Origin of the sequence: Levilactobacillus angrenensis (assembly GCF_003946085.1) — a bacterium.
Classification (GTDB): domain Bacteria; phylum Bacillota; class Bacilli; order Lactobacillales; family Lactobacillaceae; genus Levilactobacillus; species Levilactobacillus angrenensis.
This window is the reverse complement of the sequence record NZ_RHOB01000011.1, coordinates 14,266-36,825: the sequence shown is the minus strand read 5'-3', so window position 1 is coordinate 36,825 and position 22,560 is coordinate 14,266. Positions and strand designations below refer to the sequence as shown.

At 52.8% G+C, this 22,560-nt stretch carries 18 protein-coding genes; 2 read left to right on the top strand and 16 right to left on the bottom strand.

Annotated elements, in window-relative coordinates; translation table 11 throughout:
* Window positions 1-416: 416 nt before the first annotated feature.
* On the top strand, window positions 417-2,705 hold the full coding sequence (yicI, locus tag EKM83_RS08040) for an alpha-xylosidase (RefSeq protein ID WP_125576249.1): 2,289 nt from the start codon (window positions 417-419) through the stop codon (window positions 2,703-2,705).
* Between the two features lie 184 nt (window positions 2,706-2,889).
* Here yicI and EKM83_RS08035 read toward each other — a convergent pair whose 3' ends face one another.
* The 16 genes from EKM83_RS08035 to EKM83_RS07960 form a co-directional block, all read right to left on the bottom strand.
* Window positions 2,890-3,483, bottom strand: coding sequence for a uracil-DNA glycosylase family protein (locus tag EKM83_RS08035; protein ID WP_125576247.1), 594 nt, complete (start codon window positions 3,481-3,483; stop codon window positions 2,890-2,892).
* 45 nt (window positions 3,484-3,528) lie between these two features.
* A complete protein-coding gene (gene ispE, locus EKM83_RS08030) occupies window positions 3,529-4,383 on the bottom strand; it encodes a 4-(cytidine 5'-diphospho)-2-C-methyl-D-erythritol kinase (protein ID WP_125576245.1) in 855 nt (284 codons plus the stop codon).
* A 111-nt stretch (window positions 4,384-4,494) separates the two neighbouring features.
* Window positions 4,495-4,731, bottom strand: coding sequence for a Veg family protein (locus tag EKM83_RS08025; RefSeq protein ID WP_061777444.1), 237 nt, complete (start codon window positions 4,729-4,731; stop codon window positions 4,495-4,497).
* Between the two features lie 99 nt (window positions 4,732-4,830).
* Entirely contained in the window at window positions 4,831-5,721 is an 891-nt protein-coding gene (rsmA, locus tag EKM83_RS08020; RefSeq protein ID WP_125576243.1) for a 16S rRNA (adenine(1518)-N(6)/adenine(1519)-N(6))-dimethyltransferase RsmA, read from the bottom strand.
* Entirely contained in the window at window positions 5,721-6,284 is a 564-nt protein-coding gene (rnmV, locus tag EKM83_RS08015; RefSeq protein WP_125576241.1) for a ribonuclease M5, read from the bottom strand. The genes rsmA and rnmV overlap by 1 nt, the downstream gene beginning before the upstream one ends.
* Window positions 6,271-7,050: a TatD family hydrolase gene (locus tag EKM83_RS08010; RefSeq protein WP_125576239.1), complete on the bottom strand. Its 780-nt coding sequence runs from the start codon at window positions 7,048-7,050 to the stop codon at window positions 6,271-6,273. The genes rnmV and EKM83_RS08010 overlap by 14 nt, the downstream gene beginning before the upstream one ends.
* A gap of 687 nt (window positions 7,051-7,737) precedes the next feature.
* Entirely contained in the window at window positions 7,738-9,771 is a 2,034-nt protein-coding gene (gene metG, locus EKM83_RS08005) for a methionine--tRNA ligase (RefSeq protein ID WP_125576237.1), read from the bottom strand.
* A gap of 378 nt (window positions 9,772-10,149) precedes the next feature.
* Window positions 10,150-10,995 carry a DUF72 domain-containing protein gene (locus tag EKM83_RS08000; protein ID WP_125576235.1) on the bottom strand — a complete coding sequence of 282 codons (846 nt, stop codon included), beginning with the start codon at window positions 10,993-10,995 and terminating at the stop codon, window positions 10,150-10,152.
* Between the two features lie 32 nt (window positions 10,996-11,027).
* On the bottom strand, window positions 11,028-11,354 hold the full coding sequence (locus tag EKM83_RS07995; protein WP_125576233.1) for a hypothetical protein: 327 nt from the start codon (window positions 11,352-11,354) through the stop codon (window positions 11,028-11,030).
* Between the two features lie 5 nt (window positions 11,355-11,359).
* The gene (locus EKM83_RS07990; RefSeq protein WP_125576231.1) at window positions 11,360-12,064 is read right to left on the bottom strand and encodes an NAD-dependent protein deacylase; all 705 of its coding nucleotides are present in this window, start codon (window positions 12,062-12,064) and stop codon (window positions 11,360-11,362) included.
* 32 nt (window positions 12,065-12,096) lie between these two features.
* Window positions 12,097-13,062: an IpaB/EvcA family protein gene (locus EKM83_RS07985; protein ID WP_125576229.1), complete on the bottom strand. Its 966-nt coding sequence runs from the start codon at window positions 13,060-13,062 to the stop codon at window positions 12,097-12,099.
* Between the two features lie 15 nt (window positions 13,063-13,077).
* On the bottom strand, window positions 13,078-14,340 hold the full coding sequence (locus EKM83_RS07980; RefSeq protein WP_125576227.1) for a hydroxymethylglutaryl-CoA reductase, degradative: 1,263 nt from the start codon (window positions 14,338-14,340) through the stop codon (window positions 13,078-13,080).
* A 12-nt stretch (window positions 14,341-14,352) separates the two neighbouring features.
* Window positions 14,353-15,273, bottom strand: coding sequence for a Ppx/GppA family phosphatase (locus tag EKM83_RS07975; protein WP_125576225.1), 921 nt, complete (start codon window positions 15,271-15,273; stop codon window positions 14,353-14,355).
* Between the two features lie 20 nt (window positions 15,274-15,293).
* Window positions 15,294-16,313 carry a tryptophan--tRNA ligase gene (gene trpS / locus EKM83_RS07970; protein WP_125576223.1) on the bottom strand — a complete coding sequence of 340 codons (1,020 nt, stop codon included), beginning with the start codon at window positions 16,311-16,313 and terminating at the stop codon, window positions 15,294-15,296.
* Between the two features lie 326 nt (window positions 16,314-16,639).
* Window positions 16,640-18,523 (bottom strand): Ig-like domain-containing protein, encoded by a 1,884-nt coding sequence (locus EKM83_RS07965; protein WP_125576221.1) that lies wholly within the window; start codon window positions 18,521-18,523, stop codon window positions 16,640-16,642.
* Between the two features lie 341 nt (window positions 18,524-18,864).
* Window positions 18,865-19,815, bottom strand: coding sequence for an alcohol dehydrogenase catalytic domain-containing protein (locus EKM83_RS07960; RefSeq protein ID WP_125576220.1), 951 nt, complete (start codon window positions 19,813-19,815; stop codon window positions 18,865-18,867).
* 298 nt (window positions 19,816-20,113) lie between these two features.
* Between EKM83_RS07960 and helD the strand changes: the two genes are divergently transcribed.
* Window positions 20,114-22,420: an RNA polymerase recycling motor HelD gene (gene helD, locus EKM83_RS07955; RefSeq protein ID WP_125576218.1), complete on the top strand. Its 2,307-nt coding sequence runs from the start codon at window positions 20,114-20,116 to the stop codon at window positions 22,418-22,420.
* Window positions 22,421-22,560: the final 140 nt, after the last annotated feature.

The window sequence follows — 22,560 nt, the reverse complement described above, 5'->3', positions numbered from 1 at the left end:
AAATCACAGCATACTGTAACCGCTTCCAGTTGTCAATGCGATTTTACTGGGTTAGTTGGGTGGGACAACTATTTTTAAAGACGGCCGCCTGCCGAAAAGCTTAGAGCCTACTGTATTTGCCCAGATTGACCAACCTGGCGACGGCCCAAAAGAAAATTTTTCGGCCAACTGGTCTAACCACCATTCGTGACGATTACCGCCATAACAGCATCGACCCGTTAATAATTGCGCAACCGTTTGTCAGAAAATTTTATAAATCATCGTTTCATTTAAGGGCGGTGGCCGGCCCACCGGATGGTCGCCATCACTGTCAAAATTTTCTTGATGAAAGCGTTGACATTTGACCGTGACCCACGTAAACTGTGTTTGTCGATTAAGAAATTCAATTTTTTAAAAAATTCAAGAGGTGTTTATCCATGAAGTTTACGAATGGTTACTGGCTCGATCGGCCACAATATCAGATTGAATCGCCCCGGGAAGTCTTTGACTACCGGCAAACCGATAAGCAACTGACCCTGTACGCGCCGTTTAAGTTTATCCATGAACGCGGTGACGAACTGAACCTAGGGATGAGTACGATTGACTTGACCTCCCCAGTTGAAGGTGTGATTGGCGTAAAGCTGACCCACTTCGATCAGGATACCCACGGGCCTGCCTACCACATTAACAATCAGAATCCAGACGTCACCATCACGACTAGCGATGATGAATTGACCTTCACGTCGGGTGACTTGACCGCGCGGATTCCGTTCCAAACGGCCTTCCAGCTGGACTTCTTGCACGGTGATCACTTGCTGACCCAGTCTTTGGACAAGGCCCAAGGGGTTATCCACGACAAGTCCACCAATACTGACTACATGCGTGAACAACTGAACGTCGGCGTTGAAGACAAGGTTTACGGTCTGGGCGAACGCTTCGGTAACTTCATCAAGAACGGCCAAGAAGTCCGCATTGACAACCAAGACGGCGGGACCGCTTCTGAACAGTCCTATAAGAACATTCCGTTCTACCTGACTGACGCCGGCTACGGGGTCTTCGTTGACCAACCGCAACCCGTGGACTTCGAAATCACCTCCGAAAACGTTGACCGGGTCCAATTTAGCACCGAAGGTCAATCCTTACAGTACTATGTCATTTACGGCCCCACGCCACAAGAGATTCTCCACCGGTACACGGAACTGACTGGCAAGACGCAACTGCCACCTGCTTGGTCATTTGGTCTGTGGCTGACGACGTCATTTACGACAGACTACAGCGAAGCCACCGTCATGAAGTTCATCGACGGCATGAAGGACCATGACATTCCGCTGGACGTCTTCCATTTTGACTGCTTCTGGCAAAAGGGCTTTGAGTGGTCCAACATGGAATGGGACCGCGACGAGTTCCCTGACCCTGAAGGCTTGATCAAGAAGATTCACGACCGCGGCATTAAAGTCTGTGTCTGGATCAACCCGTACATCGCCCAAAAAGGAAAGATGTTTGCGGAAGGCAAAGAAAAAGGCTACTTCGTCAAACGCGAAGACGGCAATATCTGGCAATGGGACCTCTGGCAAGCTGGCAATGCTTTTGTCGACTTCACCAACCCGGACGCTGTGAAATGGTATCAAGGTAAGCTCCAAGCGCTGATTGACATGGGGGTAGACTGCTTCAAGACTGATTTCGGTGAACGGATTCCGGTCGACGATGCTGTCTTCTTCGATGGCTCCGACCCTAAGCGCGAACACAACTACTACACCCTGCAATACAACCAAGCGGTCTTTGACACGTTGGCTGCTGCTAAGGGTGAAGACGAAGCCGTTGTTTTCGCCCGTTCCGCTACGGTCGGCTCCCAGAAGTTCCCGGTTCACTGGGGTGGCGACGCGCTGTCGACCTTCAAGAACATGGCCGACACCCTGCACGGTGGGCTTTCCTTCTTGAGTTCCGGCTTTGCGTTTTGGAGCCATGACATCGGTGGCTTCGAAGACGGTCCTGATACACCAACCGCGGACCTGTATAAGCGTTGGACCCAATTTGGCCTGCTCTCCTCACATAGCCGCTACCACGGTAGCAACGTTTACCGGGTACCGTGGAACTTCGATGACGAAGCCGTTGAAAACACGCGGAAATTTGTCAATCTGAAGCTTTCTTTGATGCCTTACCTCTACACGCAAGCCGCTCACAACACGGCTTACGGTAACCCGTTGATGCGGCCAATGTGGTTCGACTTCATGGCCGACCGCACCGCCCACACGCTGGACAACCAATACATGCTGGGGAGTCAGATTCTGGTAGCCCCTGTCTTCAACCATGAAGGCCACGTCAACCTCTACCTGCCAGCTGGCAAGTGGACCAGCATCATCAACGACGATGAGGTCTACGACATCCAAGATGGCAAATGGCTCAGCCTAGACTACGGCGAACTCGACTTACCTGTCCTGGCACGAGAAAACACGATTCTCCTGCGGAACCCACAAGCTGTTCACGCAGACTACGACTTCACCAAAGACCTCGACATCCACCTGTATGACATGCACGAAGGCACGACCACGGTCGCCGTCGTGAACCAACAGGGTCAAGACGCGGGTCAAGTCACCGTTGACCGTCACGACAACGAATTGCAAGTGACGACCACCGGCTTAACGGGCAACGCCACGGTCCTGGTCCATGAAAATGGCCAAGTCACCAAGGCTGCCTTGACTGGCGACAGCGCCACGATCACGCTGTAATCCTTACGTACAAACAAAAGCGGTTCCACTAACGACCTGAGAGTCGTTGGTAGAACCGTTTTTTGTTTAACGAAAGATTGAAAGTAGCGTTTACGCAGTAATTCCCGAAACGGCGGTGTCCTGTCTACTATCAGTGAAAACAGGAGCCTGCGTCCGCCAGAGATTTAGCCTGTCAGCGTTAGTCCTAGTTGTCCGCCATAATCGCCGCCACCCGGGCTTGGAGTTCTGGCACCACCGTTGCCGTAAACCACGGGTGCTGGTGCATCCAGCCGTAATTCAGCGGCGACGGGTGGACCAGCGGAAAGTAATCCGGTAAGTAGTCCGCGTAATGTTCGACCGTGGCCGTCAACGTTTTCTCACGATATGGCAGGTAGTATTTCTGCGCGTACTGACCAATCAACAAGGTCAGCTTGATGTGGGGCATCAGCTCAAGCAATGGCGCGTGCCACTTTTCTGCGAAGCCCTTGCGTGGTGGTAAATCGCCGCCATGCGCATGTTTACCAGGATAGTAGAAATCTAGCGGCAAAACCGCCAATTTACCGGAATGGTAAAACTGGTCTTTGGTCACGCCCATCCAGTCACGTAGCCGGTTACCGCTTGCATCATCCCAGAAAGTCATCGACGCTTGCGCCTGTCGACTCGGTGCCTGGCTGACCAGTAAAATCTCTGCGTGTGGCGCCACGTGATACAGCGGCAACATCCCCTGTTGCGTAAACGTTTGATTCATGGGATCCGCTTGAATGGCTTGGAAAATTTCGTCTGCTTTAGAAGTCGTCATTTTTTCTCTAACATCCTCACCTTTTTAAATCAATAACCAGCACCGCTAGGGCAACGGCCGCACCAAATACACTTCGCGGCAAAAGCCCTTCATGCCGTTGAAAACGCGCTGGGCCCGCGACTGCTTGCTGCAGAGACCAAAAACCGTCGGACCGGTCCCGCTCATTTGCGCAGCGTCGGCGCCGAACTTCATCATCTGTTGCTTGAGTTGCGTGATTTCCGGATAGCGATGGGCCGTCAGGGGCTCTAAGGCGTTGCCCATGACCGCACACATCCCGGCAATGTCTTGTTCCCGCACGGCGCGTAACAGTGCGTCGATGTCGGGATGGGCCAGCTGGTCGTAGCGAATCTGCTGGAGAATGCTGGGGGTGGACACGCTGACCTTGGGTTTGGCCAACACGACCCACGCCGCCGGCAATTTCGATAGCGGCGTGATCCGCTCACCCCGCCCGCGGACGTGGGCTGTTCGCCCATACACACAGTACGGCACGTCGGAGTCGATCTGTAAGCCCAGTTCGGCCAATTCCTGCCAACTGAGGCCCAGCGACCACGCCTGATTTAAGCCGCGTAACACGGCCGCAGCGTCCGATGACCCACCGCCTAAACCAGCTGCCACCGGAATGTTTTTCTTGATTCGAATGTTGACGCCCTCATCAATGTGGTAATTGGTCTGCAACAAATTAGCCGCCTGAAACGCCAAATTGCGCTGATCATTGGGCAGAAAGCCGCTGTCAGAAGCGACGCGGATGCGTTTATGTTTGGTTAACGTTTGAATTTCTACGTAATCTGCCAAGTCCACGGAGGTCATGACCATGTTCCATTCTTCCGCGCCATCTTGATGGTGGTACGGTGTGTCGAGGCCGAGGTTGATCTTGGCTGGTGCCTTTTCAATCAGTTGCATGCGCTCACCTGAATTCTCTTTGGTAGGGCACCCTACCCTTATCGTCGTATGATTAAGCCTATTATACTATGGTTTTGGGCAAAATAAAAAGGCCTTATCAGGCCCAATTATTTATTCATCAAAGTCAACTTCGATGTTCTTGGTTAAAATATCGGTATAGCTGTATGAAACCCGTTCGAACGAATTTTCGTTTTGGTCTAAATCCACTACGAAAACGGCTGGATAGGTTTCCCGAAGAATTCCATGCCGCTCTGTCGTTTTCTTACGACCGGCCTGGGCAATCACCATCAGTTTTTCGCCGATCCGATCGTCCAGTTTATTCTTAATGTTCGCTAAACTTGTTGGCATGCACTTCACCTCTGTGAAACAATTATACCATCGTTTCACATGAATTGCAAATTATACCACAACACGCGCTAATCCGCAAGAATCCACAATTGGTAAGGGTTACATAAGTCCTTCATTGTGGAATGCGTTGGTTAATTCGATGAAATTTATCAAGGTTAGCCGTTCTGGCCGTAGCTGCCGGGAAATTCCTGTCTGATTCAAAACTGTTTCAATCCGTTCGCGGACTTCTGGCTGCTTGCCAAAGATCCCTTGAAGATTGTTCCACAGGGATTTCCGCCGGTGCGCAAAGCATCCCTTAACGAAACCAAACAGGGCTTTGTCTTCGTACGGATTAACCGGTAGCGCCTCCCGCGGCGTCAACCGAATGATGGCGGAGTCCACGTTGGGTTGCGGAATGAAGGCCGTCCGGGGCACGTTGAAGGCGACCTCCACGTGCGCACGGTACTGCATGACCACGGACAACGACCCGTACGCCTTGTTGCCTGGCTCGGCGACTAACCGATCGGCCACTTCGGCTTGCATCATGACCACGATGGCCGCGAAATCCACATTGCTTTGGAGCACGCCCATCAGAATCGGCGTCGTAATGTAGTATGGCAGGTTGGCAATCAGTTTGATAGGATGCCCCGGCTCGAACTCGTTTTTCACGACTTCTGGCAGATTGGCCTTCAAAATATCTTCGTTGATGACCTTGACGTTGTCGTAATCCATCAACGTTTCGTCCAACACGGGCAGGAGGTTCTCGTCGATTTCAAACGCCACGACCTTGTGCGCGCGCTTGGCGATTTGTTCCGTCAAGGCACCGATTCCGGGGCCAATTTCAATCACGTTGTCCTGGTCAGTCACGTCTCCCGCGGCCACAATATTCCGCAGAATATTGAGGTCAGACAGGAAGTTTTGGCCCAGACTCTTCTTCGCCACCAGATGGTACCGGTTCAAAATCGCTTTCGTTCGGGCTGGTGACCCAATTTCAGGAACTTCATTTCTCATTATTTTTCCTCCTTTGCCCGCACCTGCTTGAGGGCGGCGGCAAAATCAGCCGGCTGAATGCCAAACATCCGCAGCCGTTTTTCCAATTGTTTACCATTGACGTAGCCAATCTGCAGGAGTTCACCCAGCTGTTCGCGGCGCTCCTTGGCCCCTGGCCCACCAATCAAACCGGCCGCCATCAGGTCTTCGTGCGTGATAAGCGTCGGCGCGGCGGTCGTTTCCGTATAAACGTGGCTGAGTGCCGCACGAATAGCTTCGGGACTGGCGTGCTCCACGCCGAGTGACCCACCGGCTTTATCCGGCCGCCCCTCTGCCTTAGGCAAGAAAGCGTGCTTGGCGTTAGGCACGGCCTCGGCCACAATCTTGCGAATCTTCTCGCCAGAAAAGTCGGGATCCGTGAAAATGATAATGCCGCGTTGGTCCGCTAATTTTTCAATCAACGCCAGCGTGTCGTCGTCAATCGCGGAACCACGAGTCTCAATCGTATCGGCATTGACGGCGCGGTTGATCTGCTTGGTGTCATCCTTGCCCTCAACCACGAGAACTTCTTTAATCTTCTTCATTTATCTTGTAAAACTCCTCTGCGTTTTTAAACGTGGCGGCCGCAATTGCTTCCGGGGTGGTCTCGCGCTCCTTGGCGATGGCTTCGACCGTGTAGCGGGTAAAGCCGGGTTCATTTTGCTCGCCGCGGTGGGGCTCCGGCGTCAAGTATGGTGCGTCGGTCTCGACCATCATGACATCCAGCGGGGTGGCCCGCACGGAATCGTGAACCTCATGGGCATTCTTGAAGCTAGCCACACCGGAATACGAAATGTGCATGCCCAGGTCCAAGAACTTCTTCAACCACTCGGGGTCGCCGTTGAAACTGTGCATGACCCCACCAATATCCCGGATATCTGCATCCTTGATGATTCGGTAAGTGTCTGCAAACGCATCACGGTTGTGCACGGCAATGGGTTTGCCCACTTCCTTAGCGATGGCGATTTGCCGAGCAAAGACCTTGCGCTGAACATCCTGGGGCGACGTGTCCCAGTGATAGTCCAACCCAATCTCACCCAACGCCACGACGCGGTCATCCGCTAACTGTTCTTCCAGTAGCTTTTCGGCTGCGGCATCGTAGTTCTTCGAGTCCTCCGGGTGCCAGCCGACCGCGGCATAGAGCTGCGGATACTGGTGGGCCAACTTGATGGCGTCGGCATTCAACTGCGTATTCGAGCCGATATTGGTCATCTTGACCACACCCAGGTCGGCGGCCCGCTTAAGATAGCCGGGCACGTCGTTGATGAACTCTTCGCTGTTCAAATGCGTATGCGAATCAAAGATTTTCATCATGTGTCTCCTTTTTAATGATTCTGTACTTAAATCGTCTTGCCTGCCGCCTGCCGTTGCGCGAAAACTAGGCTGGAACGCTGGGGGAGGACGGCCCGAGCCAAAGAGCCCAGTCTCGGCCCTTGATTTGAGCCGAAAGTCACGTCTCAAAGTCACCAATTTACCAGCAAAGTATGCTGCTAAATTCCCCGGCTGAGCCTAGTTTTCGCTCCACTCTCGGCTACGGTAGTGCTAGCCAATAGCTTTGCATTAACCCGAAAACACCCCCGAAATGTTTGACTCGCACTGGAGGTTGTTCCGGCGCCGTGCCCGTGACTGGCAACTCAATTCTGAGCCACAATTAGCACACACGTACACCGGGAGAGCCCAACTTTGCCGGAGAAGGCCAGGAGTGCAGCCAGCTGTGTCGACGGTGTTGGCTGAGGTTTTATCTCAGCCTACAGCGTGGGACGACTTGAGAGACTGGCGGGTCTGGCCAGGCTTTCAAGCGAGGTGGAAGCCCGCTCTTTGGCTGGAGCCGTTCCCCCTAGCAGGCGGAACCCCTGGCAGCCGTAGGCGACTGGTTTCGTCAGCCTAGCTTTTCGCGGAACGGTAGGCGGCAATAGATGGCAACTGGTATTTATAACAAAACGTGGTCGGCGTCTCATCGATCCGCCGCCCACGTTTTGGTTATGGTTTATTTAATTTCTAGCTAACGTCCGAGCCGTTAACCATGCTGTCGGGCAACGTCAGGAGTTGCACTTGCCCGTCGTGTTCGGCGGACAGTAACATCCCTTGGCTAACTTGACCGCGCATCTTCCGCGGCTTCAAGTTGGCCACGATAACGACCTTCTTGCCGACCAGTTCTTGTGGTTCTGGGTACCATTGGGCAATCCCCGACAGAATCTGCCGCGTCCCTTGGTCACCGGCATCCAACTGGAACTTCAAGAGTTTGTCGGCCCCTTCAACGTGGTCGACCGCCTTGACCTCAGCGACCCGCAGTTCAATTTTTTCAAATTTGTCGAACCGAATCTCTGGCTTGTTCAACGTCAATTCGCCGGCTTCGTCACTGGCAGCGGCTTCTTGGGCTTTCGCCTTAGCGGCCATGGCAGCCCGGCCCTTCGTCTTTTCAGACTTGGTCATTTGACCTTGAATAAAGTCGACTTCTTCTTGCACATCGATTCGAGGGAAGATTGGCGTCCCCTTGGCCACGACTTGCTTGCCAGCTGGTAAGTCAGCCAACTTCAAGTCGGTCATGCTCAGCGTGGCTGGGTCCAAGCCCAATTGGTCAAAGATTTCCTTAGGCGCATGGGTCATAACTGGACTGATCAACGTGGCGATGACCCGCAGGCTTGCTGCCAAATGTGCCATGACGGCGGCCAGTTCAGTAGCCTTACTGTCATCCTTGGCCAAGTTCCACGGTTCCGTTTCGTCAATGTACTTGTTGGTCCGCGAAACCAGTTTCCAGATTTCAGCTAAAGCATCAGCGAAGTGCATCTTGTCCATCAAGTCGTGGTAGTTGGCAATAACTGTTGCCGCCGTCGCTTCTAGATCCGCATCAAAGGCCGTGACCCCAGCCTTGAATTCAGGCAACTTGCCGTCTTCATACTTGTTGATCATGGCAACGGTCCGGTTCAACAGGTTCCCCAGGTCGTTGGCCAAGTCGTAGTTCAAGCGATCGACGAAGTCTTCGGGCGTAAACGTCCCGTCATTTCCATACGGCATCGCGCGCATTAAATAGTAACGCAGCGCATCCAAGCCGTACCGGTCAACCAGCGTTTCAGGATAAATGACGTTCCCCTTGGACTTGGACATCTTGCCATCCTTCATCAACAACCAGCCGTGCGCAAATAATTCGTCTGGGGCTTCAATGCCCAAGGCGTGCAACACGATTGGCCAATAAATGGAGTGGAACCGCACGATTTCTTTACCGACCATTTGGACGTTAGCGGGCCAGAACTTCTTGAAGAGGCTCTCGTCATCGCTGGTGTAACCCAAGGCCGTGATATAGTTGAGCAATGCATCGATCCACACGTAGACCACGTGCTTAGGGTTGCTCTTGACTGGCACTCCCCAAGTAAAGGTGGTCCGTGAAACGGCGAGGTCTTCCAAACCAGGTTTGATAAAGTTATTGATCATTTCGGTCATCCGGGATTCTGGTTGGATGAAGTGCGGGTGGCTGTGGTAGAAGTCCAACAACCAGTCAGCATACTTACTCATCTTGAAGAAGTAAGACTGTTCCTTGACCAGTGAGACTTCATGGCCAGAAGGCGCCTTCCCACCAATGACCTTACCGTTGTCATCGCGGTAAACTTCGGCCAGTTGGGTTTCGGTGAAGTACTCTTCATCGTCTTCAGAATACCAGCCTTCGTATTCGCCCAGGTAAATGTCGCCCTGCTTCAATAGGCGCTCGAAAACTTCTTGTACGGCAGCCACGTGTTGTTGATCAGTGGTCCGAATGAATTTATCATTAGAGATTTCCAGTGTCTTCCACAGTTGCTTGATCCCTTTAGCCATGCCGTCCACGTATTCTTGGGGCGTCTGGCCTTGTGATTGGGCCTTGTCTTCAATCTTGAGGCCGTGTTCGTCGGTCCCCGTCAAGAAGAAAACGTCGTAACCGTTGCTACGTTTGTAACGAGCTACCACGTCACAGGCGATAGTCGTGTAAGAGTTACCGATATGTAACCGCCCGGATGGGTAGTAGATCGGCGTCGTAATGTAAAAACTTGGTTTGTCTGCCATAAAATAAAAGCCTTCCCTCGCTCTAAATTGTTCCGTGATTATCGGGTTAATTTTCATTGTAAATTCTAATCAAGTATAGCATAAACCCTGGGCGAGCCATAGCGCTAACCCGGGATTTTTGTCTAAGAAATGACCGGTAAAAAGTGAAAAGTACCCAACCGAATATGTGGTTGCGTACTTGCTTTGCATCTTGGTGACCGGCCGGATTTTCGGGATGTTACTAGTAGTCGTCGGTTCGATTGGCCGCTCACCTGTATCACCGCTATAACTAGGACTAAGTTAGCTGGCAACAGTTTTTCAGCTTGAACCAAGCGTTGCTGACTCCCCTTAACCTAGCTTTGTGCCACGCTCAGTTGGCTGGCCACCTTGCCATAACCGTTAGAACAAGTCCAACTGCTGTGGTGCCAGGTTCTGCCAGTGAAGGTCGAGAATTTCGCGGAGACGTAACGCGTTAGGCGCCGCATCCCTACCGGAGTTGTTATTAAAAATCACACAAACATCTTTGGCCTGGGCGTCCAGCCGTTTCGCCAACGCCGCGAATTCCTGCAACTCCGCTTCTGAGTAGCGGTACAACGTCCGGGTCTTGCGCCAGTCCTGGCCCTGATTGAACCAGCCTTTAGCGTTGCGCCCGTGCAGGCGGACCAGCGCCAGGTCGGGAGTCGTGACCGTTTCAACCAGCGGGATGCCGTCATTTAAATTGTGCGGTTCATCCGTCGTCACATTGGTAAAATGCAGCGACTTCAAGTAAGCCATGACATCCGCCGTCATCCCCGGCGTGGCGAACCAGCTGGGACTGCGAAATTCCACCGCCACCGGCAAATCTCCCATCAACACCCGCACGTTGCGCAGGTATTCAATGTTAGCCGTCGTCCGATTGAAGTACGGTGGAAATTGGAAGAGCACCGTCAATAATTTGTGCGCCTTGATCAGCGGCCAAATCGCTGAACGAAACGTGGTAAAGGCCGTGTTGCGGGCCACTTCATCGTCAGCCTGTTGCCGGTCGTGGCGCGTCATGACCTGGTTGGCCTTCAAAATGTATTGAAACCCATCCGGCACGGCCGCCTGCCATTTTTCAATCGTACTCTGCCGAGGAATGCCATAAAATGGCGTGTCCAATTCAACGACGGGTAAGTGCCCGGCATATTCGCTCAGCGTTACCGGCCGCGTCTCGCCACCAATCAAGGCTGGATGCTCCGTCCAGGTGGTTAAACCAATCGTAATCATCCAATCCCTCCTTACGTAAATCTAAATCGGTGCTATTTAAATCGTTCAAACTGTTTGATCAACTCGGCTTCCGGCGTGGTCAAACGCCCGCTGAGCTGGCCAATCAGCCGTTTACCAGTCAGCCGGTCATTGTAGCGAATCCCCGTCACACACAGGTCGATCAAGGCAAAGAGTGCTGTGACCAACACCGCTTGACTACGGGCAAAGCTGGCGTTAAAGAGCGTCACGATTTGCCCACTGAACGCCAATTGGAGAATCCCGTAAATAACCAAGGTATCCGGAATCAGCTGGAGCACGCTCAACAAGCGGAGCCGGCGGACCAAGCCGCGGAGTTGATGAATGACTTCTTGATGGCTCATCAGCGTTACCCCCGGACTTGCAGGTCGTTGAAGAACGTGGTGGCTTCGGCCTGCACCATATCGTAGTCAAAGCCCAAATCTAATCTTTCTTGGTTGACGACCACCACTTTGGCCGCCGAATTGCGGTAATCCAATAACCCGGCGAACGGGTAGACGCGCATGGAGGTCCCCACGATGACGACTAAATCCGCTTGGTTCATGGCCGCCACGGAGCGCTGGATGTTCAGTTCATTGAGGCCTTCATCGTACAAAACGACGTCTGGCCGCAACCACCCACCATCCACGTCATGATGGGGGTCCTTTAGGTATTCTTGCCAAGGCACCTGCGCGCCACAAACCTGACAGTAGACCCGATACATGTTGCCGTGGAATTCGACCAAATGCTTGGTGTGCGCCACGTTGTAAAGGTTATCGATATTCTGTGTGATGACCGTCGCCCGGTCTTCTCGCGTCAATGCCGCCTGTTTTTCATGAATGACATTGGGCTTGGCGTCCGGATGGTACAGGTTTTGCTTCACGTAGTCATAAAAGACTTCTGGTTCCTGTGCCAGACAGGCGTGACTCAAATAATACTCGGCGTTGCGGTGCCCGGTGTACAGGCCGTTTTTCGACCGGTAATCCGGGATTCCTGACGGCGTCGAAACGCCCGCACCCGTGAGAAATACGATGTGCTTGGCTTGGTCAAAGGTTGCTTGTAAGCTCGCTTCCATCCCAATCATCCTTTCTATTAATGCTTAATTGTTTAACGTAAAATGTAAGGCATCTTCAATTGCTTGAACAGGTCTTCCACTGTCATGCTGTAAATCTTGGTGAAGTATTCTGGCGTATCATCCTTAGGTGCTGGTGACGGTAATACGAAGGCGTTTTGTTCATCCGCCTTGTTAAAGCCGACGTAGCCGCGCCGTTGCGTGGTCTTCTCGTGCATATCGGAATGGTACAGTTCAAAGATCTGCTTGACCTGCAGTCCCAATTGTCGTTTGGACAAGACGCTGGTCAGCGTGGTGAACTCGGTGTTGTGCAAGGCCGGCAAGCTCCAAGCTGCCAATTGTTCATCGAAGGCCTTGAAGAGCTTGACCACGTTGCGGCGTAGGCTAAATGGCGAATCGACTGGCTTAGCCGTGATTACCCCGTAAAGCTTTTGCGCCGCCGCAAAACTAATCGGGTAGTCACGCGTGAACTGCTCCATGATGGCTGATTCGTCAGTCCCAAAGAAGACCAACGCATCTAACAGGGTCAACGTCCGCAAAGTCATTTCATCGTCGACTGGGTTCGGTTCTGGCTTGATGGTGGCCGTGACCCCTTTCAAGTACAGGTCCTTGATGTGGTCGTCGATCAAATTGTGCTTGCGTTGTTCACTGACCACCACGATGTGACTCACGATGTCGTAGAGCTCAGTCCCCATGATCATCAGTTGTTCATCCAATGCTGGTTGCCCCGTGGTCAACGAGAAGAAGACTTGCGGGAAGCCGGATAAAATCATCAATAAATGCAGAAGTTCGTGTGACGCCGTATAGTTAGGCGCCGTCAAATCAGCCACCTGAATGGCGATGTCCTTGCCCATTTGCATCTGTTGCGCCTGGTCGTGCCGCACAAATCCAGCTTGAAGTTCACCAATCATTTGGACGGTGACTTTGCCCGGATACAGGGCATTGACTTGGTCTAATAAATCTTGTACTGTGTCGTTCAATTTAACATCTTTTGCTTGCATGCGCGTTCAATTCCCCTATTTCTTTAAATTTGCTTGACGGACAGCCTGCAGCGCCGCCGTTGCTTGGGCCATCGTCGGTTGCGTGATGGTCGCCAGCCGTTTAACCACTGCCGGTAATTCGGCCGGTGTCGCCCCGACGGACAGCGCCAATGACTTACGCTGCAGTGACATGTGCCCGCGCTGAATGCCATCGGTCACGAGTGCCCGCAGAGCCGCCACGTTTTGGGCGAGTCCCACGGCCGCCGTGACCCCCATGAGTTGCCGAGCACTGGTGACTTGGGCCAATTGCTGGTTGACCTTGACCAGCGGTAACACGCGGGTGGCCCCACCGACGAATCCCAAGGCCAATGGCACCGTCAGTTCGCCGTGTAGTTGGTCATCAACGACCCACCACCGGCTCAGACCCTGATACTGCCCGTGGCGGCTGGCGTAAGCGTGAACGCCGCTTTCCACGGCCCGCCAATCATTGCCCATAGCCAAAACCACGGCGTCGATACCGTTCATGATGCCCTTGTTATGGGTCACGGCCCGGTATGGGTCGACCTGGGCGAAGTCACTAGCTGCCGCGATGCGTTGGGCAACCGTGGCGCCAGCAATGGTTTTGGTGCGCAATTGGTCGACTGGCACGACGCAGCTGGCCGTGACCAGACTGTGCGTGGCGTAATTGCTTAAAATACTCATTAAAATATCATCATCGCGGTGTGCCTTGATGTCGGCCGCCACCGCCTCAGTCAGCGTGTTGACCAAATTGGCCCCCATGGCCTCGCTCACGTCAATGAACAAGTCCAGTGACACCCAGTCTGGCGGTAATTGGCGAATGCGGATGGACCGTGCACCACCACCGTGCGTTAACAGGCTGGGATGAGCCGCATCGGCCACCTGGAGCAAGCGCTGCTGATGAGCCGTCAGCCAGGCCACCAGCTCAGCGGGGTCCGTTACTTGGTCAAAGACAATCTGCCCCATCAACTCACGACGAGCAATCGTGGTCGTGATTCCCGTTTCACTAGTCAACAGGCGCCCACCATTACTGGCCGCCGCAATCACCGAGGGTTCCTCGGTCACCATCGGCACAGTCAGGTCATGGCCGTCCACCCGCAGGTTGACTGCCACGCCCTCGGGCAAGCCGTAGGTCGTCAAATAGTTTTCAATCAAGTCCTCATCAGCCAAAGCCCGATGCGCAGCCAGTGTAGCCAGTTGGGTACTGGTCAAGTGACTGTGCGTGGCTAAACGCTGACGCCGTTCCTCATAGGGCAGACGGTAAAAGGGTTGTGGACGCATTGGTCGGCCTCCTTAACGTTGGCTCAAATACTCGGAAATGATGCCCTCGCGCACGCCGCTTTCGGAAAAGATGACACGATCGGAATCGAGCATCTGGAGCAACGTGACCAGGGGCAACATCCCGCCAATAATAATATCAGCGCGTTCGCTCTCTAAACCAGAGATTCGCTTACGCTCATTCAATGGCACGCGCAATAAGCGTTCAAAGGTCTTCATGACCTGTCCCGTCGTCAACCGGTAGCCGTGGATATTTTCCACGTGCAGAATTTTTTGTTGCTGACGATTCATTCGAGCCAGCGTTCGGTTGGCCCCGCCTAGCAAGACCAGCGGCAGGTGTTTGGCATCATTGAGCCACCAAATATCCTGGAGCCGCTCGCGTAAGAAGACTTGCGCGGAGAACAAATCAACCGCTGTGACCCGGTCATCGAGCCGGAATTGTTCCGACAGGTTGACCGCGCCAAACGGCACACTGATCAGGTTGGCATCGCGGCCGTCCTTGACGTGGACCAGTTCACAACTTGCCCCACCGGTGTCGAGCAACAGACAATCCTTGATTTTTAACCGATTGACGGCCCCCAGGTAGTCATAGTAGGCTTCCTGGTCACCGGACAAGACCTCCAACTCAATGTTAGTGGCCGCCGCAACGCGTTTTAAAAACTCATCGCGGTTACGCGCCTGGCGCACCGCCGCCGTCGCAATACCGCGCACGATTAAATGCGGGAGTTGCTCGTAGTACGGTCGAAACGACTTGAGTGCCGCAATCGTCCGGTCCATGGCCTTGGGTTGGAGAATCTTCTCGGGACCCATGCCCTCGGACAAGCGACTATCCGCTTTGACCCGGTTCACCTCGCGATACGTTCCGTCATCATGCAGTTCGTTGACGGCCATCCGCACTGAATTAGAGCCCAAATCAACAATAGCTAGATTTTGCATGGTGCATCCCCCATTTCAGCCTAGCCGAAGTAGTCGATGCCAATCGCGTGCCGGACTTCGTGTAACGTCTGTGCGGCCACCTGGTTAGCCTTTTCACTACCCTGCTTCAAAATATCGTAAACAGCGCCTTCGTCAGCCGCAAAGGCTTCTCGCCGTTCCCGAATTGGTTGGAGCTTAGCTTGTAAGACTTCGTTTAAATACCGCTTAATTTTAACATCCCCGAGGCCACCGTGCTGGTATTGCGCCTTGAGTTCTTCGACGTGGTCGCGGTCTTCGGCAAAAATGTCCAAGTAAGTGAAGACAGTGTTGCCTTCGATGTGACCGGGATCTTCAATGTGCACGTGTTCTGGGTCGGTGTACATGGACATCACTTTCTTTTGAATCGTGTCGGCACTGTCGCCCAGGTAAATGGCGTTATCCAAGGACTTACTCATCTTGGCATTGCCGTCTAAGCCAGGAATCCGGCCTTGGCCCTTTGGTGGGAAGTAACCTTCGGGTTCGACTAAGATTTCTTGCTGGTAAATGTTGTTGAAGCTCCGCACGATTTCTCGGGTCTGTTCCAGCATAGGTTCTTGGTCTTCCCCTACTGGCACCGTGTCGGCCTTGAATGCCGTGATATCAGCGGCTTGGCTGACTGGGTAGATGAAGAAACCGGCGGGCACACTTTCACCAAAGGCCTTTTGCTTGATTTCCGTCTTAACGGTCGGGTTCCGGTTCAACCGAGAAACGGAAACCAGGTTCAAGTAGGCCATCGTCAGTTCGTTTAATGCGGGAATCTGGGATTGGACCAGAATCGTCGACTTGGCTGGGTCAATACCCACCGCCAAATAATCCAAGGCCACTTGTAACAGACTGTGGCGAATCTTTTCGGGATCCCGGGCATTGTCGGTCAAGGCTTGCATGTCAGCAATCATGATGTACGTGTCGTAGTCCCCGGTATTCTGTAGGGCGACCCGGTTCTTCAAGGAACCAACATAATGCCCAATGTGCAACTTACCTGTTGGACGGTCACCAGTTAAAATCACGTGTTTTTTACTCATTAAACGTATTCTCCTTTTCTAAAAAGGCGCCCCATTGGCCAATGCCAATAGGACGCTCTTGCGCGGTACCACCTAAATTGTGGCCATCTATGACCACCACTTTTGTCAATAACGGTGACACCGCGATAAATTATTATCGATTTGGTTAAAAATTGCTTGACCCACTTCGGCCATAAAACCGTTTCAGCTCGGGCGGTTTCTCTCTGGAATTGGCCTACTTTTATCAAGTTCCATTCCTTTATTTTAGTGGTTTTTCTGCGTAAAGTAAACTGGTATCTTCTACAAAGATTTTTATAGTGAGTGGCCGCTACAAATACCTGGAATTCTTAGGGTGCCGTGATAATACCCCAGTCCAATTCGGTCGTGTACACGCCCGGTTTCCAAGCATGCACGTTGAGCGTTAGCCCTTGACCCTGAACAGTCCCGATGGAGGAAAGTGTCTCATTATCTTTAGTCCTCACAACATCGCGGGCGGTGGTCGATAGCGGCTGTAAGGGGTGCTGATGGCCCGGATCAAAGCTGATTGTTGCGGGTAAATCTCCGGTTTTATTGCTCAATGGCGCGACCTGGCGCAACGTAATCCGCTCAACAGTCTTCTCCCGCCGATGGTCCGCAACATCTAGCAATTCACCATCTCCGGTAGCCCTTCCTGGTATGTTCTGTCCCAAGTTGCGCATCGTTAAGTTACCAAAACTGACAGCGTTTGCCTTGATATCAATTTTGCCATCCGTGAAGTTCAGGACCACATCGTTGCCACTGAAAGTTCCCAATGATTGGAGCGGCGTCTGTCCATCGTATCCGCGCAACTTAATACCAGTCTTGTAGCGGCCTTTAGGCATCTTCGGTATCTTAAAAGTGACGACGACCGTGTGCGTTTTAGTCTGTCTAAAGTCCTGATTCTGCACGGCATAAGTCTTGTCCATACGATTATCGGCGACGGCGGTGTAAGTCGCCGGTTGGTTGTCGACGCTGACGCCAGAGACGATCGCTTCTTGCGGTAAATTAAATTCTAAATCACCTGTACTGAGCTTCGACGCCGGATTCTGATCAGTCACTATGCCAGTAATCTGGCAGGTATCGTTGGCAATGACCGCAATGTCAGTCGACTTGGAAGAATTCCATAAATCAGTTTTATCATTAATTGCATTCGTGATATTAACGCTAGGCCGCGTGCTGGGATTAACGTTTAGCGTTGCCTGACCAGTCGTAATAGTCTGTTCTTTGCCATCAGAGTTAACTTTAATCTCTGCATAATACTGGTTGTGATTATCAGTTGGTGTCGTGGCAGGAGTCGTATAGCTCATCTTAGTCTGCCTGCTAACCACCGTATCTTTGCCAGCACCATCGACCCGATGCCAGATGACCTGAGTAGGCGTCTGATCAAACTTTCCTAAAATTTTAAACGTGGCGGGCTGGCCTTCATCAACTGTTTGTGCGGTTAAGCCCTCACCAATTGTGATTTTGACATTAGCCGAAACAGAGGTCCCGTCAGCATTGGTCATCGTTCCCGTGATGGTAGCAACGCCAGCTGAGCGACGCGTATTGGCTGTGACCTTGCCCGTTTTGGCATCAACGGTAGCCAAAGACTTATCGGAGCTCGACCACGTGAGGTCCCCGGTAGCATTGGGGGGCATCGGGGTGGCATGTACGTAAGTCTGCTGGGCAGTTTGCTGATTGTTGTAAAGATAGTTATTATCTGTCGTTATCGCTAGCTCCTTAGCTGAGACTGGCTCGGAAGCAATTGTTAACTTAGCTACTCGTGAATACCAGGTACTCTGACCAAGCAATCCTCCTGTCCATCCTTTAGACGAGTATTTTTCCTGATAATATATCTCTCCCGTCTTCTGTGGCTTGACTGTTAAGTCGAAATTGTTTTTCCCCTTAACCTCGTCCCAACTATTCATCCCCTGTTTCCACTGAAACCATTGAATTTGAGAAGCAAATAGTCTTTCAGTCACCGGACGCACAACCGAAGTTCTCAGCGTCTTTTCGTGTCCCACAAACGTATAGCTATCAGCCGGTTGCAAATTAAATCCCGTACTAAAAAATATCCCTGCAACCTTAATTGGTGCTGGGCTTTCGACTCCCACACCTTGAATCGTAGCCGCCAACGCCACCTCTCGCGACGGTTCAGTTAGCTGCCGAATCCCCATAACGGTTAAGACTATTAGCGCCATCACCAACAGTCGCACCATTCTTCCCACTATCATGACCAATGCCGCCTCCACCTTTTTTGTGCTTATGGATCACTAATAACTACTCTTTTGCTGGGTTAGACGTTAATCCCATTCATTAATTTTCCGGGAATGAAAACCTTCTGCGCCAATTCCCCCAACATCTCCTGGATATCAGCGACCTAGTTTTCACTGAATATTCAAGCGTTTCAATGCCACCTATCAACTCAGAATTTTGCTTAATCTCAGTATACCAGATTATCGTCCCTAGTCATCGTTATTAATGTAAATTATTTTAATTATGTTTTATTATAATCTGATTTATAAAAAAGGCCGCCCCATCATGGGAACGGCCTCACTTCTATTCATTTATCACACTACGCCTGCGTCGCAATCAACCGCCCGGTGACGCCACCTTGCCGCAACTTTTCCAAGCCTTGGTCAATTTCGCTGAAGTCAATGGTGGTCAGTGCCGGTTTGACCAGGCCCTTAGACAACGCGTCGTAGCAAAAGGCGATGTCTGAGTTGTCGCCGCCCATGCTGCCGACGAGTTGCGCCCGCTTCATAATCAGGTCCCAGGTACTGATGGTCGAGTGGAGAATGCCCATCCCCACCACGACGACCTTGCCGCCCGGCGCGACCACTGACAGCGCGTGGGCTGTGGTCGTATCAAAGCCTGCAAAGTCCACAATCAAATCAGGCGCGATGTCTTTCATCTCACTGACGTCATCAAAGATGGCCTTGCACCCCATGGCCGCCGCCATCTGCTTGGCTTCCGGCTTCGGGTCCGCGGCGTAAACATCGCAACCGGCCGCAATTGCCAGCTGCGCACCGAAATCACCGATACCGCCAATACCCACGATACCGACCTTCATCCCGGCCCGCGCGCCACCGACGCCAAAGATGGCCCGGTGCGATGTCATGCCGGCATCCGTGGCCGCCGCGCCGTCAATGAATGAGACGTTGTCGGGCAACGGAATCAATTCCGTTTGCGGGACGACCAGCTTGTTTGCATAGGCACCGTCGACCACACCACCAATGGAGACCTGCGTATCCGGATCAATGGGACATACGCCAACGCGGTCGCCCGGTTTAAATTTGCTGACGCCAGTGCCGACTGATTCGATGACCCCCGCACACTCGTGACCCAAGATAACGGGCGGCTGTACCAAGTCCATCCAGCCCGGGTCATCCATGATGGTCACGTCCGTGTGACAGAGCCCGGACGCCTTGATAGCCACGACCACTTGCCCTGCCGCCGCGACGGGATCCGCGACCTCAACTAATTGTAGTGGTGCATGAGTCTTCGTAAATTGCCAGCCTTGCATAACACTCATCCTTTCACCTATGTATTGCGGTAATCTCAGGCCTGAATGGTGTAAGCGCGACACCATTTTCATTGACTGATAACTACCTTACATTAAGAGTATCATAAAACGCTCTAATTAAGTAAGCGCTTTCTTATGCAAAATGCACAAAACTCATGGCCTTCCTTATGCCAATTTCAAATTAAAGACATTCCCACTTCATTTGACTTCTCCCTTCCCAAGCTAGATTGATTGACACAGCCCCCAATAATGACTAAACTTGTTAGGCACTTTAGTCTACCCAAAGGAGGCGGTCGTTTTGACCACCAGCGAAGAAGCTCAGGAACAACAGCGCGTCGACCGCGTGAGTGATGAGATTGGCAAGCGCATCGATAAGACCGCTGCCGACTATGACGCGGCGCACCAAGAGCTGCGTAACGTGTTAAAGAACTATAGCGAAAACACCTCGGTCAACTGGTTTGAAGTCGATGACCGAATCGAAACCAGTGCCGAACTCCAGCAGCAACGGGCCTTAGTCTCGCGGCTGACGGAAAACCAAAACATTATTCAAGGACAACTTGATACCTTTAAAGAACTCCAGAAATCCCCCTACTTCGGGCGCATCGACATTCAGGACCCGGACGAAACGCAACCGGAATCGCTGTACATCGGAACTGCCTCGTTTGTCAACGACGACCAAGAATTTCTGGTCTATGACTGGCGCGCGCCGATTTCCAGTGTGTACTACAACGGTGTCCTGGGCCAGGTCGCCTACGACACACCGGCCGGCCCACAACAGACCGACCTCTTGAAGAAGCGGCAATTTCTGATTCAAGACGGCAAAATCGAAAGCATGTTTGACACCAACGAGACTGTTGGTGATGAAATGCTCCAACACGCTTTGGGCGAACAGAACGACGCCACCATGCAAAATATCGTGGCTACCATTCAGCGAGAACAAAACGACATCATCCGTGATACCAAGAGCGACCTGCTCGTGGTCCAAGGGGTTGCCGGGTCGGGCAAGACGTCCGCCATTCTCCAGCGCATCGCCTTCCTGCTGTACCACAGTCGCCGCGACCTCGAGGCTGACCAAATCGTCTTGTTCTCGCCCAACCGCTTGTTCAGCCACTACATCAGTGACGTGCTCCCCAGCTTGGGTGAGCGCAACATGCGCCAGGTCACCCTGGCAGAATTTCTCACGCAACGCTTCCAAGGGCTGAACGTCCAAACGCAATTCGAGCGCTACGAAGCCGACCAACAAACGCCGGTCAACCTACCGCTACGCCAGTTCCGCGAAAGTGCCGCAATGATGACGGCCGTACGTGACTACTGCCTGCACTGTCGCGCCGACGACCTGAAATTCACGGACATCCGCTTCAAGAGCCGGGTGTTCTTCAGTAAAGAAGAGATTCGCGACATCTACCGACAAATTCCGTTGGCCGCCGCACCTGCCGATCGCTTGTTGCGGACTAAGAACGAGCTGGAAAAACGGCTCAAGCACCGCATTGCCGAGGAAGCCAAGGCTGACTGGGTCCGTGACACCATCGACCAGCTCAGCGACGAGGATTATCACAATCTACTGGGCGAAAAGCACCTGGGCCAATTTGAACAGCTCGATGACGAGATTGACTTCATTGCCCGGCAAATCGTGCGGCGCCGATTACGGTCCGTGGACGATGCCATTTACAACGGCTACTTTCTGGACGCCTACAGCCAGTTCACTGAATTTCTCAAACAGTGCCCGCTACCCGACGACGTGACGGCGGCTGACTGGCAAACAGTGATCGACGGCTACCAACACGACATTGAGTTCCACCGTTTGGCATTGACCGATGCCGCACCGTTGCTGTATTTGCGCGATATTTTAGCTGGTGGCGGGGCAAACCACCGGATGCAGCACCTCTTCGTCGATGAAATGCAGGATTACTCGATGGCTCAACTGATTTACCTGCAACACGCCTTTCCGCGCGCCAAGCTTACGTTGCTGGGCGACAGCGAACAGGCCCTCTTCAAGGCTGTCGAGGCCCCCGAAGCCATCTTGAAAAAGCTGGACGCCGCGCTTAACGTCAAACGCTCACGGCTGATCACGCTGCGGCGGTCTTACCGCTCGACGCTACCCATCACGACGTTTGCCAAGGCCCTCCTGCCTGATGGCGACCAGATTGAGGCCTTCAACCGGCCCGGTGACTTACCCAAGGTCATCATCCGTTACGACACGGCGGCGGCCTTCAAGGCCCTGGCGCACGAATTGACGGTCGAGCTAGCCACCAACGGAACCGTGGCCATTCTCACCAAGAGCACAGCCGAAGCCAAGTACGTTTATCAAGAACTGCACCGCGACTTCGACCTGACCCGGCTGACTGACACCGACCGCTCCCTGCCTAAGGGTGTGGTGGTGTTGCCAATCTACCTGGCCAAGGGATTGGAGTTCGACAGTGTGATTGCCTACAACGTTTCCGCTGACAATTACCCCGATGAGCAGCTGACCGGGACGCTCTACACGATTGCGTCGCGGGCCATGCACCACCTGACCCTGTTGTCGATTGGCCCCGCCTCCCCGCTGATTGCCTCCGACAAGATTCCGGCGGCGGACCTGACGATTGAACATGAATTCCAAAATTAATCAGCAACTGAAGGTTGAAAGATGAAAATCAGCTAGAACATTATCACTATGCGACTTCTCACGTTAAAATTAGTCATTTACAGCTTCGTAGTTGGAGCTGGCCGCCTACCGTCCGCCAACTATGGGTTGGAACGCGGTGG

Coding starts and splice junctions, on each gene's coding strand:
- yicI (WP_125576249.1), top strand. CDS start 417: ATGAAGTTTACGAATGGTTACTGGCTCGATCGGCCACAATATCAGATT.
- EKM83_RS08035 (WP_125576247.1), bottom strand. CDS start 3,483: ATGACGACTTCTAAAGCAGACGAAATTTTCCAAGCCATTCAAGCGGAT.
- ispE (WP_125576245.1), bottom strand. CDS start 4,383: ATGCAACTGATTGAAAAGGCACCAGCCAAGATCAACCTCGGCCTCGAC.
- EKM83_RS08025 (WP_061777444.1), bottom strand. CDS start 4,731: ATGCCAACAAGTTTAGCGAACATTAAGAATAAACTGGACGATCGGATC.
- rsmA (WP_125576243.1), bottom strand. CDS start 5,721: ATGAGAAATGAAGTTCCTGAAATTGGGTCACCAGCCCGAACGAAAGCG.
- rnmV (WP_125576241.1), bottom strand. CDS start 6,284: ATGAAGAAGATTAAAGAAGTTCTCGTGGTTGAGGGCAAGGATGACACC.
- EKM83_RS08010 (WP_125576239.1), bottom strand. CDS start 7,050: ATGAAAATCTTTGATTCGCATACGCATTTGAACAGCGAAGAGTTCATC.
- metG (WP_125576237.1), bottom strand. CDS start 9,771: ATGGCAGACAAACCAAGTTTTTACATTACGACGCCGATCTACTACCCA.
- EKM83_RS08000 (WP_125576235.1), bottom strand. CDS start 10,995: ATGATTACGATTGGTTTAACCACCTGGACGGAGCATCCAGCCTTGATT.
- EKM83_RS07995 (WP_125576233.1), bottom strand. CDS start 11,354: ATGAGCCATCAAGAAGTCATTCATCAACTCCGCGGCTTGGTCCGCCGG.
- EKM83_RS07990 (WP_125576231.1), bottom strand. CDS start 12,064: ATGGAAGCGAGCTTACAAGCAACCTTTGACCAAGCCAAGCACATCGTA.
- EKM83_RS07985 (WP_125576229.1), bottom strand. CDS start 13,062: ATGCAAGCAAAAGATGTTAAATTGAACGACACAGTACAAGATTTATTA.
- EKM83_RS07980 (WP_125576227.1), bottom strand. CDS start 14,340: ATGCGTCCACAACCCTTTTACCGTCTGCCCTATGAGGAACGGCGTCAG.
- EKM83_RS07975 (WP_125576225.1), bottom strand. CDS start 15,273: ATGCAAAATCTAGCTATTGTTGATTTGGGCTCTAATTCAGTGCGGATG.
- trpS (WP_125576223.1), bottom strand. CDS start 16,313: ATGAGTAAAAAACACGTGATTTTAACTGGTGACCGTCCAACAGGTAAG.
- EKM83_RS07965 (WP_125576221.1), bottom strand. CDS start 18,523: ATGATAGTGGGAAGAATGGTGCGACTGTTGGTGATGGCGCTAATAGTC.
- EKM83_RS07960 (WP_125576220.1), bottom strand. CDS start 19,815: ATGCAAGGCTGGCAATTTACGAAGACTCATGCACCACTACAATTAGTT.